The organism is Streptomyces sp. NPDC007205 (genome assembly GCF_040634095.1).
Lineage (GTDB): Bacteria > Actinomycetota > Actinomycetes > Streptomycetales > Streptomycetaceae > Streptomyces.
Genome location: NZ_JBEYEW010000022.1, coordinates 78308 through 94724, shown reverse-complemented (window position 1 = coordinate 94724; position 16417 = coordinate 78308). Strand labels below are relative to the sequence as shown.

9 protein-coding genes are annotated in these 16417 nt (G+C 73.7%); 3 read left to right on the top strand and 6 right to left on the bottom strand.

Annotation, left to right across the window (positions count from 1 at the left end; translation table 11 throughout):
- Positions 1-17: 17 nt before the first annotated feature.
- The 3 genes from eccE to ABZ624_RS29535 all read left to right on the top strand — a co-directional run bounded on the left by eccE (position 18) and on the right by ABZ624_RS29535 (position 5545).
- Positions 18-1355 (top strand): type VII secretion protein EccE, encoded by a 1338-nt coding sequence (gene eccE / locus ABZ624_RS29545; protein WP_360095454.1) that lies wholly within the window; start codon positions 18-20, stop codon positions 1353-1355.
- Positions 1356-1378: 23 nt separating this feature from the next.
- Positions 1379-2131 (top strand): hypothetical protein, encoded by a 753-nt coding sequence (locus ABZ624_RS29540; RefSeq protein ID WP_360095534.1) that lies wholly within the window; start codon positions 1379-1381, stop codon positions 2129-2131.
- A gap of 345 nt (positions 2132-2476) precedes the next feature.
- The gene (locus ABZ624_RS29535) at positions 2477-5545 is read left to right on the top strand and encodes an SCO5717 family growth-regulating ATPase (RefSeq protein ID WP_360095451.1); all 3069 of its coding nucleotides are present in this window, start codon (positions 2477-2479) and stop codon (positions 5543-5545) included.
- A 66-nt stretch (positions 5546-5611) separates the two neighbouring features.
- Here ABZ624_RS29535 and ABZ624_RS29530 read toward each other — a convergent pair whose 3' ends face one another.
- From ABZ624_RS29530 to infB, 6 genes are all read right to left on the bottom strand, one after another.
- Positions 5612-6559: a bifunctional riboflavin kinase/FAD synthetase gene (locus tag ABZ624_RS29530; protein WP_360095448.1), complete on the bottom strand. Its 948-nt coding sequence runs from the start codon at positions 6557-6559 to the stop codon at positions 5612-5614.
- Between the two features lie 138 nt (positions 6560-6697).
- Positions 6698-11065 carry a hypothetical protein gene (locus ABZ624_RS29525; protein WP_360095445.1) on the bottom strand — a complete coding sequence of 1456 codons (4368 nt, stop codon included), beginning with the start codon at positions 11063-11065 and terminating at the stop codon, positions 6698-6700.
- 259 nt (positions 11066-11324) lie between these two features.
- Entirely contained in the window at positions 11325-12230 is a 906-nt protein-coding gene (gene truB / locus ABZ624_RS29520; RefSeq protein WP_360095442.1) for a tRNA pseudouridine(55) synthase TruB, read from the bottom strand.
- A complete protein-coding gene (gene rbfA / locus ABZ624_RS29515; protein ID WP_360095439.1) occupies positions 12227-12682 on the bottom strand; it encodes a 30S ribosome-binding factor RbfA in 456 nt (151 codons plus the stop codon). The genes truB and rbfA overlap by 4 nt, the downstream gene beginning before the upstream one ends.
- Before the next feature lie 41 nt (positions 12683-12723).
- Positions 12724-13017, bottom strand: coding sequence for a DUF503 domain-containing protein (locus ABZ624_RS29510; protein ID WP_067008837.1), 294 nt, complete (start codon positions 13015-13017; stop codon positions 12724-12726).
- 196 nt (positions 13018-13213) lie between these two features.
- A complete protein-coding gene (gene infB / locus ABZ624_RS29505; protein ID WP_360095436.1) occupies positions 13214-16291 on the bottom strand; it encodes a translation initiation factor IF-2 in 3078 nt (1025 codons plus the stop codon).
- Positions 16292-16417 lie beyond the last annotated feature (126 nt).

Genomic DNA, 16417 nt, shown 5'->3' with positions numbered 1-16417 from the left:
ATCGGGGGGATGTCGTGATGGCTTCCGGAACGCGGACGCGAGCGCGCGGCCGATCGGCGGCACGAGGCCGCGCAGCCGGGTCCGCGGCGCCGGCGCGCGGGTCGTCCGGTCAGCGCGGCGCTGCGTCGCAGCCGGTCACGCTCGGCCTCAGGCCGCGGCCGGGCCAGCCCGGTTCGTTCCGTTTGCAACGGCTCGTGCTGGTGGAGCTGGCTGCCGCCGTGCTGGTCGTCGGCCTCGCCATCGGCATGGTGGCCCTGGTACCGGCCGCGGTCGTGGCCGTGGTACTGGTCCTACTCGCCTTCGTACGGCGGCGGGGCCGGTCTTTGCCCGAGTGGCTGGCCACCGCGCGCGCGTTGCGGGCTCGCCAGAAGCGCGCGGCGACCACCCCGATACCGCCTGGCACGGAGCCCGGGCTGGTCCCCGCCGTGGAGTGTGACCCCGCCCTGCGGACATACTCCTACGGCCCGCGGGACCGGCGGCCGGTCGGTATCGTCGGGGACGGCACCTTCGTCACGGCAGTGCTCCAGGTCGAGGCCGACGCCACCGCGCTGCGGGCCGAGCGGAGCCGGCAGCCGCTGCCGGTCGCACTGGTGCGGGACGCTCTGGAGGTGGACGGGATCCGGCTGGAGTCCGCCCAGATCGTGCTGCACACCCAGCCGGCCCCCGCGCTGCACCTGCCCCAGCAGTCCGTCGCCGTCGCCAACTACGTTCCGCTGCAGGAGCAGACGGGAGCCCCGGCCGTTCGCATCACCTGGATCGCGCTGAAGCTCGACCCCGAGCTGTGCGCGGAGGCCGTGGCCGCGCGCGGCGGTGGGCTCCTCGGTGCGCAGAAGTGTGTCGCCCGGACCGCGGACCACCTGGCGAGCCGGCTGACCGGCGCCGGGTTCCGCGCGCGGGTCCTCGACGAAGAGGAGCTGATCGCCGCGCTCGCCACCTCAGCCTGCGCCAACCCGCTGGTCACCGCCGAGGCCGGACGTAGCGAAACCAGGGAGCGGCGCACGGAGGAGTCCGGGCGCAGCTGGCGCTGCGACAACCGGCGGCACACGACGTACTGGGTCAGGCGCTGGCCCCAACTGACCGGTGGCCGGAGCGAGTCGCTGCCGCAGTTCGTCGCCCGGGTCACGGCGATACCAGCCCTGGCGACCACGTTCAGCCTCACCCTCGCGCACGGCGAGCGGCAGGAGGTGTCCCTGTCCGCGCATCTGCGGGTGACGGGGCGCAGTGACGACGAACTCGTGGCGGCGCGGCGCGCGCTGGAGGGTGCCGCCCGCCAGGCTGGGGCCGGTCTGTCCCGCCTCGACCGTGAGCAACTGCCCGGCATGCTGGCCACGCTGCCCCTCGGAGGTGCGCGATGACGACGAGTCCGACGACGTCCGCGATGCCGGGCACGGATGCGCCGGGGGTGTCCGGTCCGCGCCGGATGGGCGAGTTGCTGCGGCACGGACTGGGCCTGCTCGGGCCCCGGCACGGCCGGCACGGACTACCCGTGCAGCACTTGGACGCGCTCGCTCTGCCCATTGGAGACGACGGCGTGGTGGCCGGCGTCGACGCCGAGGGACAGCCGGCCGTGCTGGGCATCAACCGACCGACGCCCTACGACGTCGTGCTGATCGGCGGCCTGTGGACCGCGCAGGTGCTGGCGCTGCGCTCGGCGGCCACGGGTGCCCGGGTCGCGGTGGAGACCGGTCGGCCACAGGCCTGGATGCAGATGGTGCACGCCATGGGCGGCGGGCAGAACGGGCTGGCCGTGTACGACGTCGGTCGCGTGCCGCCGCAGGGTGCCTCGGCCGGTACGCCCGTGCTGGTGGTACGGGACTGCGGTATGCGGCCGCCGCGCGGACGCGTGGTGTCCGGGCCCTGGCAGTCGGTGCTGACCCTGCTGCCGTATCTCAGCCCGGTCGCGCCCCGGCTGCTGCGACAGGCGCGGCTTGCCGGTATCCAGCGGGTCTCACCGGACGAGGCCGCCGAGTTGGGGCGCACCATGGGGCTGACCCGCACCGAGGTGGAGTCACTTCCGGCGCTGCCCGACGGTGTCACCCTGTGGTGCACGGATCGTGACCGACAGTACGTGCTGACCCAACCGACCGATGCCGAGGTCGGATTGCTGGGCACCCCGCGCCGGATGGACTGAACAGCCCCTGCGGTCCGTTTTGTTCACCTCTCCGCGTTCCCTGTTCGCCACAAATCTTCCGTTTACTCACCTATTCCCCCGACAAGCCACGAGGTCGCTGAGGCAGTTCGGGGCGGTCCGTGACCCGGCGGGCACCTGCTCAGAGGTGGGCGGCCCTGCCGAGGTACTGCTCGTGGTGATTAGGCTGGGAGCGGGCGCGATGACACGACCCGTGGACCGGGCGTCGGTGTCCCAGGGGGAGGACCGCCGGATCGGACTGCCCCGAACGACTACGGACGACTCGGAACGACACGACTTGGTCGCCCCGGCACGGCATGAGGGTGCTCGACCACACCAGGAGGAACTGTGAACAGCGATCGGGACGGGATCCGCGGGGGCTGGGACACACCCGACGACGACCAGACCGACGCGGAGTCCGCCATCGAGATGACGGGCGAGTTCACCATCGACTACGCCCCGCCCGCCTGGTACACGCAGAACGCGTCGGGTCCGTCCGATGCGCCTTCGTCAACCCCGGTGCCGCCTCCGCCTCCGCACGCCGCACCCATGCCGCCCGTCGGGAATCCCGTGCCGATGCAGAAGCTGCCGGACGAGTTCGAGCTGCAGCAGGCGCAGCCCGTCCAGCAGGCGCAGCCGGTCCAGCAGGCGCAGCCCGTCCAGCAGGTGCAGCCGGAGGCCGTGGCGTCGGCCGGGGCGGTCGAGCCGGAGACGGGCAACGGGGACCTGGAGAGCGGGGCCACCATGCGGTTCTCCGCCGTGGCCCTGAAGCGCGAGGTGGCCGAGATCGCCGAGCGTGCGGCGGCAGCCGCCAAGGAGGCCGGGTCCGGCGACGAGGGCTCCGCCGAGGTTGCGGGTACGGCTGAGGGCGACGGGGCGGCCACGCCGTCCGCCGGTGCCGAGGGCGTTGTGTCCGAGGAGTCCGCGCCGGATGCCGCGGCAGCACAGCAGGGCTCCGCGGAGCCTGCGGGCGCGGAGTCCGGAGACAGGGTCGCCGGGGAGGACCGCTCCGGGGCCGATGCCGCTGTCTCCGACGGATCCGGGGACGCCGTGCAGCCTGCGACCTCCGACGCCGATGGGGCTGAGGAGCGGGGCGACGGCGGGGCCGAGAGCAAGGTCCAGGCCGAGGGCGACACCGGTGCCGCGGCCGGCGACGCTGCCGGTGCTCGGGCAGGTTCCGCCCCCGACACCAAGGCCGATGGCATTCAGGCCGACGACACCACGTTCGATGAGGCCGAGTCCGCCGACACCGCGGAACCCACGGACGTCATACCGGCGGACGCCACCGTCCAGGACGGCAGCGTCCAGGACGACACGTCCCAGCCGGGCACGCCGGAGAGCGGCGCCCAGCCGCAGGGCAGCCAGCCCCACGGCACCCTGCAGCCCGGCGCGCCCCAGGCCGCCGTACCGCCCGCGCCGCAAGACGCCCCGCCCGCCTGGACGCCTCCGCCCGCGCCGCAGAACGGGGTACCCCCGCTGCCGCCCTCCTACCAGCCCGCGGCGCCCGTTCCGGCGGCCCAGTGGCCCGTGCAGCAGCCCGCGCCGCAGCAGCCCGGTCCGATGCCGGGGCAGCCGCAGCCGGCGCCCGCGCAGGGGCCCGGCGGTGTGCCCGGACAGCAGCCGCCGTTCCAGCCCCAGGCCCCGCAGCCCGCCCCCGCCGCCTGGAACCAACCGGGTCAGCCGGGTCAGCCGGGTCAGGGCCAGCCAGGTCAGCCGGGTCGAGGCGACCAGGTCGGCGCGCCTGCGGCGGTGCCGCAGCCGGGGCAGCCGACGGCGGGACCGGGACCGCAGCCGGCCCCGGCGGGACCCCCCGCGCCGAGCGGCTACGGCTTCCCGCAGCCCGGCGCCCCCAACGCCCAGCCACAGGCGCAACCCCAGCCGCAGCCGGGTGGTTATGGGTTCCCGCAGCCGCCGGCGCCGCAGGTGAACCCGAACGCGCCCGTCCCGCCGAGCGGTTACGGCTTTCCGCAGCCTGGCACACCCAACGCCCAGCCGCAGGCGCAACCCCAGCCGCAGCCGGGTGGTCACGGATTCCCCCCGCCCCCGGAGAACCCGCACGGGCCCCAGGGGCCGCAGAACCCGCAGGCGCCGGTCGATCCGCGGTCCGGTGCCGCGTGGCCGCAGCCGGTTCAGCACGACCAGCGGCAGCCGACCAACCCGGGTGCGGCTCCGCTCGGTTACACCGCCGCCGTGGAGCTGTCCTCGGACCGACTGCTCAACAACAAGAGGCAGAAGGCGAAGAGCGGGCGGCCCGCTGCGGCAGGCGGCCGGTTCAAGATCGGCGGCAAGAAGGAGGAGGCCGAGCGGCAGCGCAAGCTGGAGCTGATCCGCACGCCGGTGCTCTCCTGCTACCGCATCGCGGTCATCAGCCTCAAGGGTGGTGTCGGAAAGACCACGACCACCACGGCCCTCGGCTCGACCCTCGCCACCGAGCGGCAGGACAAGATCCTCGCCATCGACGCCAACCCGGACGCCGGTACGCTCGGGCGGCGTGTGCGCCGGGAGACCGGGGCGACCATCCGTGACCTCGTCCAGGCGATCCCGTATCTGAACTCGTACATGGACATCCGGCGGTTCACCTCGCAGGCGCCCTCCGGGCTGGAGATCATCGCCAACGACGTGGACCCGGCCGTCTCGACGGCGTTCAACGACGAGGACTACCGGCGCGCGATCGACGTGCTCGGCCGGCAGTACCCGGTCATCCTGACCGACTCGGGTACCGGTCTGCTGTACAGCGCCATGCGCGGGGTGCTCGACCTCGCCGACCAGCTCATCATCATCTCCACGCCGTCCGTGGACGGTGCGAGCAGCGCCAGTACGACGCTGGACTGGCTGTCCGCGCACGGGTACGCGGACCTGGTCTCGCGGTCCCTCACCGTGATCTCCGGGGTCCGCGAGACCGGCAAGATGATCAAGGTCGAGGACATCGTGTCGCACTTCGAGACGCGGACCCGCGGGGTCGTGGTCGTGCCCTTCGACGAGCATCTGGCCGCCGGTGCCGAGGTCGACCTCGACATGATGCGGCCGCGGACGCGCGAGGCGTACTTCAACCTCGCCGCGCTGATCGCCGAGGACTTCGTACGGCACCAGCAGTCGCACGGGCTGTGGACCAGCGACGGCAACCCACCCCCGGTGGCCGCCCCGCCCATGCCGGGCCAGTCCATGCCGGGCCAGCCCTACCCGCAGGCACCGGGCCAGGAACTGTACACCGGGCCGCCGCAGCCCTATCCGCCCCAGCAGGGGCAGCCGCCGTACCCGCAGGCACCGGGCCAGCAGCCCTACCCGCAGGCGGCCCCGGGCCAGCAGCCGTACCCGCCGCAGCAGGGCCAGCCGCCGCAGCACCAGGGTCAGCCGTACGGCTACCCCCAGCCGCCGCAGGGGCAGCAGCCGCCGCAGCCCGGCTACCCGCAGCAGTAGGTAAGCAAAGGGCGGCCGGTGCTCATCGCACCGGCCGCCCTGTCGCTTCTCAGCACCGCCGAAGGCCTACCCCTCCGCCGCCACGATCTCCCGGCACCGCTTCACATCCGCGGCCATCTGCTCCAGCAGGGCCTCCAGCGAGTCGAACTTCGCCTGGCCGCGCACATAGACGAGGAAGTCGACGGCGACGTGCAGCCCGTACAGGTCGAGGCCGACGCGGTCGATGGCGTACGCCTCCACCGTGCGCTCGGTGCCGTCGAACTGCGGATTCGTGCCCACGGAGATCGCGGCCGGCATGGCCTCGCCCTGGACGTGCAGATAGCCGGCGTACACGCCGTCCGCCGGGATGGCGGTGTGCGGGAGCGTCTCGACGTTGGCCGTCGGAAAGCCCAGTTCACGGCCGCGCTGGGCGCCGCGCACGACCACGCCCTCCACGCGGTGCGGGCGGCCCAGGATCTCGCGGGCGCCCTCGACGTCGCCCTCGGCGACCAGGCGACGGGTCAGGGTGGAGGAGAACGGCTGTCCGCCGCCCGCCTCGCCGGTGACGTACAGGTCGACGACCTCGACCTCGAAGTCGTAGGTCTTGCCCTGCTCGGCGAGGAACTCCACGTTGCCGGCGGCCTTGTGGCCGAAGCGGAAGCTCGGGCCCTCCACGACCGCCTTCGCGTGCAGCTTGTCCACCAGGACCTTCACGACGAACTCAGCGGGCGAGAGCTTCGAGAACTCGGTGGTGAAGGGGAGGATGAGGACCGCGTCCACGCCCAGGTCCGCCATCAGCTCGGCGCGGCGGTGGTGCGGGGCGAGCAGCGGCGGGTGGCTGCCGGGGCGGACGACCTCGCTGGGATGCGGGTCGAAGGTGACCACGACGGCCGGGACGCCCAGCTCGCGGGCACGGTCGACGGCGTGCTTGATGATCAGCTGGTGGCCGCGGTGGACGCCGTCGTAGGAACCGATGGTGACGACGCTGCGCCCCCAGTCCTGGGGGATGTCCTCCAAGCCACGCCAGCGCTGCACTGTGACCGCTCCTCGAACCCGTGTCCGTGTCTGTCCTGACCTCTTGTGCAGGTCTAAGGGTGCCATGCCGGGTGCTCCGGGCCCGCATCGGTACCGGGGCTGTGACCCGGCGCACGTTCACCGCTCCCCCGGGGCGGCTCACGCCGGTACGCGCAGGCCCGCCAGGTTCTCGAGCATGCGGCGGGTGCTGGGGCCCACCACCGCGGCCCACTCCTCCGGGGCGGCGGCCAGCCAGCTGGCCATCCGGGCGGCGAAACCGGGCACGTGCCGGCCCAGGTCGACCAGGCCGCGGTCGAAGTGGGTGGCACCCTCGGGGGTACGGACGAGGAGCAAGCCGGTGCGGTGGACGAGCCCGCGGGCCTCCTCCTCCCAGTTCTCCCACTCCTCCCACTCCTCCCGGTCATCCCGGGCCTCCTCCTCCCGGTCCTCCCGGTCCTCCCGATCGCCATCGGCGTCGCCGTCGCCTTCTCCACGGCCATCTCCCCCGCCGTAGCCGTACTCGGCCGCCGCGTGCAGGACGGCGTCCAGGACGGAGGCGGCCTGTTCCCGGGCGAGCAGGAACTCCAGCAGCTCGCGGCGCAGGGGGCGGGAGTCGGCGGTGCCGGGAGCGGCCAGGACGGAGGCGAGGGCGGCGCGCAGCTGTTCGGGGGCGTCGTCGAGCAGGCCGGTGACCAGCGGCAGCAGGACCGGGCGGGTGGTGGGGCCCTGGGCGAGGCGGCGGTCGACATGGGCGGCGACGTGTCCGGCGGTGGCCGGGTGCAGTCGTACCGCCTCCCGGATCAGGGCCGCGACGCGGCGGGCGAGTGCCGGGGTCGTGACGTCGGTCAGGGTGCCCAGCGCCTCTCGCGCGTGGGGGCCGCGCAGCCGGGCGCGGAAGGCCTCCAGGACGGGTTCGGGGTGGGTGGTCAGTGCGGGGGCCAGGGCGCCCGGCGGGAACTGCGGGTCGCCGTCGGCGAAGTGCCGCAGGGCCTCGGCGAGATGGCGGCCGCGGGTCTGCGGGTCACCCACCAGCAGGGCGAGGGCGCCGCCGTGCAGGGTGCAGTCGGCGGGGCGGGCGAGCAGGGCGAGGGCGGCGTAGCGCAGCAGCTCGCGGTCGGCCGCCGAGCGGACGTGCGGGGCCGCCCGCAGCCCGAAGGCCACGGCCGCGACCCGGCGGGCGGGGCGCTCGTCGTGCGCCCAGCGGTCCACGGCCCGGCACACGGCCGACGGCTCGTCCTCGGCGAGGGTGGTGAGCAGTTCGTCGGCGCGTCGGTGCGCGCTGGCCACCAGGATCTCGGTGAGGTCGTCCAGCGCGCCGTGCCGGTGGGTGTGCAGCAGTGCCTGTGCGGCGGTCGCGACGGTGGCGTGCGGGGTCGCGGGCAGCGGCCGTTCGTCGTCGAACCAGCGCGTCAGCCGCGGCTGTACGACGGCGGGGGCGGCGGCGAGCAGCCGGGCGACGGCGTCCAGGTAACGCTCGCCGGCCTCCGGGGGCGCCTGGTCGGCCAGCACGAGCCGGCGCAGCAGGTCGAGTCGCTCGGTGTCGCAGACCGGCAGCTCGGTCCAGAAGACGGGACCGAACTCGGCCGGTACGGGCCGCTGGGCGCGGCGCCAGTCGACGATGCGGTCGGCGAGCAGCCGCAGCACCTCGGTGTACGGGGTCGCGTCCGGGACCTGGAGCAGGGTGCGGGCGAGCAGCCGGGCGGCCCACCAGGAGCCGGGGTCGCGATCCAGGGCGTCCGTCAAGTCCCGCAGTCGGGACGCGAGTTGGTGTTCGCCGTACTGCCGGGCGAGGAGCAGCAGGGCTTGGACGACGGGGCCGATCCGGTGGTGCGGCACCGGCACGGGAGCGGTTTCGTGGTCGGCGCGGGGACGGTGGACCAGGGCGCGCAGGGCCTCGTCGAGGTCGAGGTGCAGGCCCTGGATCCAGTCGGCCAGCTCCTCGTGCGCGAAGCGGTAGCCGCGGCCGGCCGGGACGAGGAGGCCCTCGGTGAGGACGGCGGACGCCCAGCCGTTGCCCCCGCCGAGCCGGGCCGGGGCCGGGCCCCAGGGGAACACCGCTTCGAAGGACTCCCGGTCCAGCTCGCCCTGGCCGGGCCCGAGGCTGCGCCGGGCGGCCTCGTGCACCTGCCCGGCGACGCGTGCGGCGAGCCGGCGTACGGCCGTGCCGCGCAGGCCGCTCCCGGCGGCGAGCCGGGCCGCGATCCGCAGGCACACCAGGTCCAGATGGGCGGCGAACACCTCGTGCCGGTCGACCGGCCCCGTGACCGGCATGTCCGGCACGGCGGCGCGGACCTCGGCCAACAGACGGAGGGTCAGCGGATGCCGGGCCTCGCGGTCGGCGAGGACCCCGTCCGGGATCCAGTAGCGGGCCCGGGCGAGACGCGCCTCGTCCTCGGTGAGGTCGGGGAGGTGCAGGTGGGGCGGGAGGGGAGGAGCCGGTTCGGTGGGGATGTGTGTGGCCTCCGGCACGGTGGGCCCGGAGGTGGTGGGGGGCGTGGCCTGCACGGTCGTGATGGCGGTGGCGGTGCCGACGGCGGACATGGCAGCGGTGCCGGTGCCGGTACCAGCGGCGGTGCCGGTGCCAGCGGTGGGCACGGCGGCGGTGGGCACGGCGGCGGTGGGCGCGAAGACGGGGCTCGGCGTGGAGGCGGGGGCGGCCGGAGTTACGGGACCCGCAGGCGCCGCGGCGACCCATGAAGCGTCCGGAGGAGCGAGGGGTGCCGGACCGGCCTGGGCGGCTGACGCCCCGAAAGCGGCGGCACCGGCCGAAGCGGGCCGAGGCGTGGCACCGGCCGAAGCGGGCGGAGGCGTGGGAGTCGCCGAAGCGGGCGGAGGCGTGGGAGTCGCCGAAGCGGGCGGAGGCGTGGGAGTCGCCGAAGCGGGCGGAGGCGTGGGAGTCGCGGAAGCCGGCGAAGTGACCGGCGTTGCGGGAGCGGTGGGAGGCGCCGGAGCGGCCGGGGCTGTGGCGGGGCCCGGGGAGGGCGGGGTGTAGAGCAGGTCGGTGGGGAATTCCGCCCCCGCGCGCTCCCAGTACTCCTCCCGGCAGGCCACCACCAGCCGTGCCCCGGTCTCGCGCAGCCAGGCGGCCGTTCCCCTGGTCCACTCGGGCAGCCGGTGGGCGACGACGGGGGGCATCTCCTCGGGACCGTCGAGGAGGAGCAGCAGCGGGCGGCCGGCCCGTGCGGCGAGGCGGGCCAGGCGTTCCGGGCCGAGGTCACCCAGGTCGGCGGGGTGGACGGCTCGGGCGGCGGCGACGATCCGTGCGGCCCGATCCAGGGTGCGGCGGGCCGCGGCGGCCACGGAGTCGTCGGCGTCCTCCAGGTCGGCGCCGCGCAGCCACAGCGTCGGGGCCGCCCGCTCGCCGTGGGCCCGCCGCGCGACAAGGGCGGCGAGTTCCGTCGTACGGCCGCTGCCCGGGGCGCCGACGAGCCCGAGCACCGTGCGATCGCCCTCCGTGAAGGCCGTCAACTCACGTACGACATCGCCTCGTTCGACCGGCCCCACGGCACCCGCGAGGAAGCCCGGGGGGCTGTCCTGGCCGGCCGAGGTGGCGGTCAGCTGCAGGATGCCGGCCAGGTTGAGGTCGGCGCCGTAGGCGGGCACGGTGGCCGCGTTGCGGGCGAGCAGCTCCGCGAGGGGACCGTCGGCGGGCCGAAGCGGCACCGCGAAGCCCGTGTCCCGCTGTGCGGAGTGCAGGGCTGTGCCGAGAACGCCGAGCACCGCGCCGGTGCCCGCGTCGAGCACCGGTCCCCCGGCCGCCCCGCCGCCCAGCCGCAGTGCGTCCTGGCCGGCGGTGCCGATGGCCAGCTCCAGTGCCTCCTGGACGAGGTGGAAGCGGTCGGTGGCGGTGTACGTCACCTCGGTGGCGGCCAGCACCCGTGCCTCCCGCCAGCAGCCCGCCGGGAGCCGTACGTACGTTCCGGCGTCGACACGTTCCCGCACGGTCAGCGGCAGCGGGTCCAGGCCCACGCCTTCGGTGCGGATCAGGGCCAGGTCGAGGGCGGGCAGGGAGGTGACGGCGTCCGCGGCCACCACACAGGTGCGGTCGTCCGCGGTGCGGAGGACGAGCTGGGGCAGACCGTCGACGGTCTCGTGGCTGGTGAGCAGCGTCCCCTGGTGATCGGCGAGAAAGCCGACGCCCCGGGGGCGTCCGGCGAGATCGCGGATCTGGACCAGGGCGGGGTAGGGGCCGGGGCCGACACCGTCGGCGACACCGTCGCCGGGCGTCCGGGTGGCGTCGGGGACTGTTCCATTGGTGTCGCCGACGCTGCCGATGCCACAGGTACCCGTGGTGTACCGGGTGCCGGCAGGGTTGCCGGTGTAGCAGCTTCCGGCGGTGCCCGTCGTGTACCGGGTGGCGCTTTCGCCCCGCCTGTCAGCCCTGCTGTCCCTGCGGTTCCCGCCGCCCCCGCCGTCCCCGTCGTGCCCCCGGTCCCGATACTCCCGTCGAGCGCCGTACGCCGGTTCTCCCGTGCCGTCCGCCGCAGCCCCGCGACCGCTTCCGGTGCGCGGGCCCCGTCCCGCCATGCCGTACCTCCCCGCCCGTACCCGCGTGCCCTGTTTCCCGACGGTAGGCACGCCGTGATCGACGGGACAGATCGCTTGGCGAAAGCGCCCCCTTCCGCTCCCCCGATTCACTCCGAGCGCCTGCCCGGACGGGTGAATAGGCGGAAGCCGTTGGATAACCCTAGAGGTGGGGGAACCGAGGGGGGACCGTGGAGCGGCGGCAGGGGCTCACCCCGTGGCCCGGCCGCCGTTCCACGGGCGACGCCCGTGGCGGGGTGTCTCAGCCGAAGACGGCCAGGCTCTTGGCCTTGCCCTTCTGCTGCTCGACGAGCGCGAGAAAACGGCCCTCGGGGCCGAACACGGCGACGGGACCGGCGCCCGCGTACTCGTCGGGCATCTCCAGCCGGACGCCGTTCAGCAGCAGCCCGGCGCGCCGGGTGTCCACCTGCCAGCGCGGAAACGCGGCCTCGGCGGCCTGTGCGATCGGCATCACGGTCAGCTCCTGCTGGAGCTGGTCCAGCGTCTTCGCCGTATCGATCCTGTACGGTCCGACGCGCGTCCGGCGCAGCGCGGTGAGGTGGCCGCCGACGCCCAGGTCGGCGCCCAGGTCACGGGCCAGGGCGCGGATGTAGGTGCCCGAGGAGCAGACCACGGAGACGACCAGGTCGAGCACCGCGGTGCCGTCGTCGGCGACGGCGTCCCGGACGTCGTACACCGTGAAGGAGGAGACCGTCACCGGCCGCGCGGGGATCTCGAAGTCCTCGCCCTCGCGGGCCCGCTTGTACGACCGTACGCCGTCGATCTTGATGGCGCTGACCTTGGACGGGACCTGCATGATGTCGCCGGTCAGCTTGGCGATGCCGGCGTCGATGGCGTCCCGGGTGACCTTCGCGGCGTCGGTGGACGAGGTGATCTCGCCCTCGGCGTCGTCGGTGATCGTGTTCTGGCCCAGGCGGATGGTGCCCAGGTACTCCTTCTCGGTCAGCGCGAGGTGCCCGAGGAGCTTGGTGGCCCGCTCGACGCCGAGGACCAGGACGCCGGTCGCCATCGGGTCGAGGGTGCCGGCGTGGCCGACGCGGCGGGTCCTGGCGATCCCGCGCATCTTGGCGACCACGTCGTGCGAAGTGAAGCCCGACGGCTTGTCGACGATGACGAGGCCGTCGGGCGGGGTGGGCTTGCTGGTCATTCGGCGGTGTCGTCCGTCTCGTCGTCTTCCGCGCCCGGTTTCCGGTAGGGGTCCGCTTCACCGGCGTACGTGGCGCCCGCGGACACCTCGCGCACCTTCTCGTCGGACTGCCGTGCCTTGTCGAGGAGGTCCTCGATGGTCCGGGCGGTGTCCGGAAGGGCGTCCGCGACGAAGGTGAGGGTCGGCGTGAACTTGACGCCCGCGGCCGCCCCGACCGCCGAACGGAGCACGCCCTTGGCGCTCTCCAGGCCGGCAGCCGCGGCCTTCCGCTCCTCGTCGTCGCCGTAGACCGTGTAGAAGACGGTCGCCTCCCGCAGGTCACCGGTGACCCGGGTGTCCGTGATGGTGACGTGTGAGCCGAGCCGCGGGTCCTTGATCCCGCGCTGCAGCTTCTGGGCCACCACCTCCCGGATGAGGTCCGCCAGCCTTTTAGCCCGCGCGTTGTCGGCCACTGGTCCGTCTCCCGTTCTTTCTTCTTCTTGCGTTCTGTCGATCAGTCGTCGTCGCCGTGGAAGCGCCGTCGTACGGACAGCAGCTCCACCTCGGGGCGGCCGGCGACCAGCCGTTCGCACCGGTCCAGTACGTCGGTGAGGTGCGCCGCGTCGCCGGAGACCATGGCGAGGCCGATGATCGCTCGCCGGTGGAGGTCCATGTGGTCCACCTCGGCCGCGCTCACGGCGTATTTCCGCTGGAGTTCGGCGACGATCGGGCGGACGACGGAGCGCTTCTCCTTCAGCGAGTGGACATCGCCGAGGAGGAGGTCGAAGGACAGAGTCCCCACGTACATGTGTGTAACCGGTTCACCCGCCGGTACGGGATCGATGGCCCCGGAGCCGTGTGGACCGGGGACACCAAGAAGGTTACGCGAACCCGTGGGACGGCTCGACGGGGTTTTGTGTGTACCCCCGCTGCCCGGCCCCGGGAACGGCGCGCTGGCCGGCAGGACCGAAGTCCTGCCGGCCAGCTTCAGATACCGTCGGCCGTTACGCCCGCGGCTTCTCCCGCATCTCGTACGTCGCGATGACGTCGTCCACCTTGATGTCGTTGAAGTTACCGAGGTTGATACCGCCCTCGTAGCCTTCGCGGATCTCGGTGACGTCGTCCTTGAAGCGACGCAGACCCTCGATGTTGAGGTTCTCTGCGATGACCTTGCCGTCGCGGACGAGGCGTGCCTTGGTGTTGCGCTTGACCTCGCCCGAGCGGATGAGGACACCGGCGATGTTGCCCAGCTTGGACGACTTGAAGACCTCGCGGATCTCCGCCGTACCGAGCTCGACCTCCTCGAACTCCGGCTTGAGCATGCCCTTGAGGGCCGCCTCGATCTCCTCGATCGCCTGGTAGATGACCGAGTAGTACCGGACGTCCACACCCTCGCGCTCGGCCATCTGCGCCGCGCGGCCTGCCGCACGGACGTTGAAGCCGATCACGATGGCGTCGGAGCCCATCGCCAGGTCGATGTCGGACTCCGTGACCGCACCGACACCGCGGTGCAGGACGCGGATGTCGACCTCTTCGCCGACGTCCAGCTGGAGCAGGGAGGACTCGAGGGCCTCGACGGAACCAGAAGCGTCACCCTTGATGATCAGGTTCAGCTGCTGGACCTCGCCGGCCTTGAGCACCTTGTCCAGGTCCTCCAGGGACACGCGGCGCGTGCGCTTGGCGAAGGCCGCGTTGCGCTCACGGGCGGCACGCTTCTCGGCGATCTGACGGGCCGTACGGTCCTCGTCGACCACCAGGAAGTTGTCACCCGCACCCGGGACGTTGGTCAGGCCCAGGACCTGGACCGGCGTCGACGGGCCGGCCTCGGCGACGTTGTTGCCGTTGTCGTCGAGCATGGCGCGGACGCGGCCGTAGGCGTCGCCCACCACCATCGTGTCGCCGACCCGCAGCGTGCCTCGCTGGACGAGGACCGTCGCCACGGCACCACGGCCGCGGTCGAGGCGGGACTCGATCGAGATGCCCTGCGCGTCCTGGGCCGGGTTGGCCCGCAGGTCGAGCGAGGCGTCGGCCGTGAGGATCACGGCCTCCAGCAGCGAGTCGATGTGCAGACCCTGCTTGGCGGAGATGTCGACGAACATGGTGTCGCCGCCGTACTCCTCGGCCACCAGGCCGTACTCGGTCAGCTGACCGCGCACCTTGGTCGGGTCGGCACCCTCGACGTCGATCTTGTTGACCGCGACCACGATCGGCACGTCGGCCGCCTTGGCGTGGTTGAGCGCCTCGACCGTCTGCGGCATGACGCCGTCGTTGGCCGCGACGACCAGGATCGCGATGTCGGTCGACTTCGCACCACGGGCACGCATGGCGGTGAACGCCTCGTGACCCGGGGTGTCGATGAAGGTGATCTTGCGCTCTTCGTCGTTGACCTCGGTCGCGACCTGGTAGGCACCGATGTGCTGGGTGATGCCACCGGCCTCGCCCGCGATGACGTTCGTCTTGCGGATCGCGTCGAGCAGTCGGGTCTTACCGTGGTCGACGTGACCCATGACGGTCACCACCGGCGGACGGACGACCAGGTCCTCCTCGGAGCCCTCGTCCTCGCCGAACTCGATGTCGAAGGACTCGAGGAGCTCGCGGTCCTCCTCCTCCGGGCTGACGATCTGAACGTTGTAGTTCATCTCGTCCGCGAGGAGCTGCAGGGTCTCGTCGGAGACGGACTGCGTCGCGGTGACCATCTCGCCGAGGTTCATCATGACCGCGACGAGCGACGCCGGGTTGGCGTTGATCTTCTCCGCGAAGTCGGTGAGCGACGCGCCGCGGGAGAGACGGATGGTCTCGCCGTTGCCGCGCGGCAGCATCACGCCGCCGACGCTCGGGGCCTGCATGGCCTCGTACTCCTGGCGCCTCTGACGCTTCGACTTGCGGCCACGGCGCGCGGGGCCGCCGGGACGGCCGAAGGCGCCCTGCGTGCCACCACGACCGCCCGGACCACCGGGACGACCGCCGAAGCCGGGACGGCCACCGCCGCCACCGCCGGGACCACCGGGGCGGCCGGCGAAGCCACCGCCGCCGCCACCGCCGGGACCAGCCGGACGGCCGGCGAAGCCGCCGCCACCGCCACCGGGACGACCGGCGAAGCCGCCGCCACCCGGACGACCGCCGCCGCCACCCGGACGACCACCGCCACCGGGACCGCGGCCGCCGGGGCCACCGCCGCCCGGACGCGGACCCGCAGCGGGACGCTGCGGCATCATGCCGGGGTTCGGACGCGGACCGGCCGGGCCGGGACGCGGACCGCCGCCCTGCGGCCTGGGCATGCCGGCCGGCGACGGCCGCCCGGAGGCACCGGGGTGCCCGCCGGGACCCTGCGGACGCGGACCGCCGCCCTGCTGGCCGGGAGCCTGCGGACGGGGACCGGCGCCGGGGGCACCAGGGCCGCCGGGACGAGGTCCGCCCTGCGGGCGCGGGGCCTGCGGACGGGCCATGCCGGTGGAGCCACCGGAGGTGAAGGGGTTGTTGCCCGGACGCGGACCGGCCGGACGGGCACCCGGACGCGGGGCCTGGCCACCGGAACGCGGGGCACCCTGGCCCGGACGGGCCTGGCCCTGGCCGGGAGCCGGACGGCCACCGGGCTTCGGGGCACCCGGACGGGCGCCCGGACGCGGACCCTGCGCGGCCGGGGCCTGCGGGGTCTGGGCGGCCGGAGCGGCCGGCGGAGCGGTGAACTCCGGGGCGGCCGGAGCCGGACGCGGCGCGGGCTTCGGGCCCGGACGCGGACCCGGCGCGGGCGCCGAGGGAGCCGACGGGGCGGCCGGCTGCTGGGCAGCGGGCGCCGTCGGAGGCTTGGGGGCAGCCGGCCTGGGGGCCGGGGCAGCCGGACGTGCCGCCTGCACCGGAGAGGGCGCGGCGGGCTTGGGGGAAGCCTTACGGGGGGCGGGCTTGCCGGCGGACTTGCCGTTGCCACCGCCCTGGAAGGCGTCGGTCAGCTTACGTACAACCGGCGCTTCGATGGTCGAAGACGCCGAACGGACGAATTCACCGAGTTCCTGGAGCTTGGCCATGACGACCTTGCTCTCGACACCGAACTCCTTGGCGAGTTCGTAGACCCGGACCTTAGCCACTTCGCTCCTTTGAGGTCCGGGTTGAAGCCGGACCGTCGCTAGTTCATGGGCGTACTCATCGCGTACTCATCGAGTGCTCATCGCAATCTCGACCTGCTTTCGACTCGCGAGGTACCAGGCCGCACG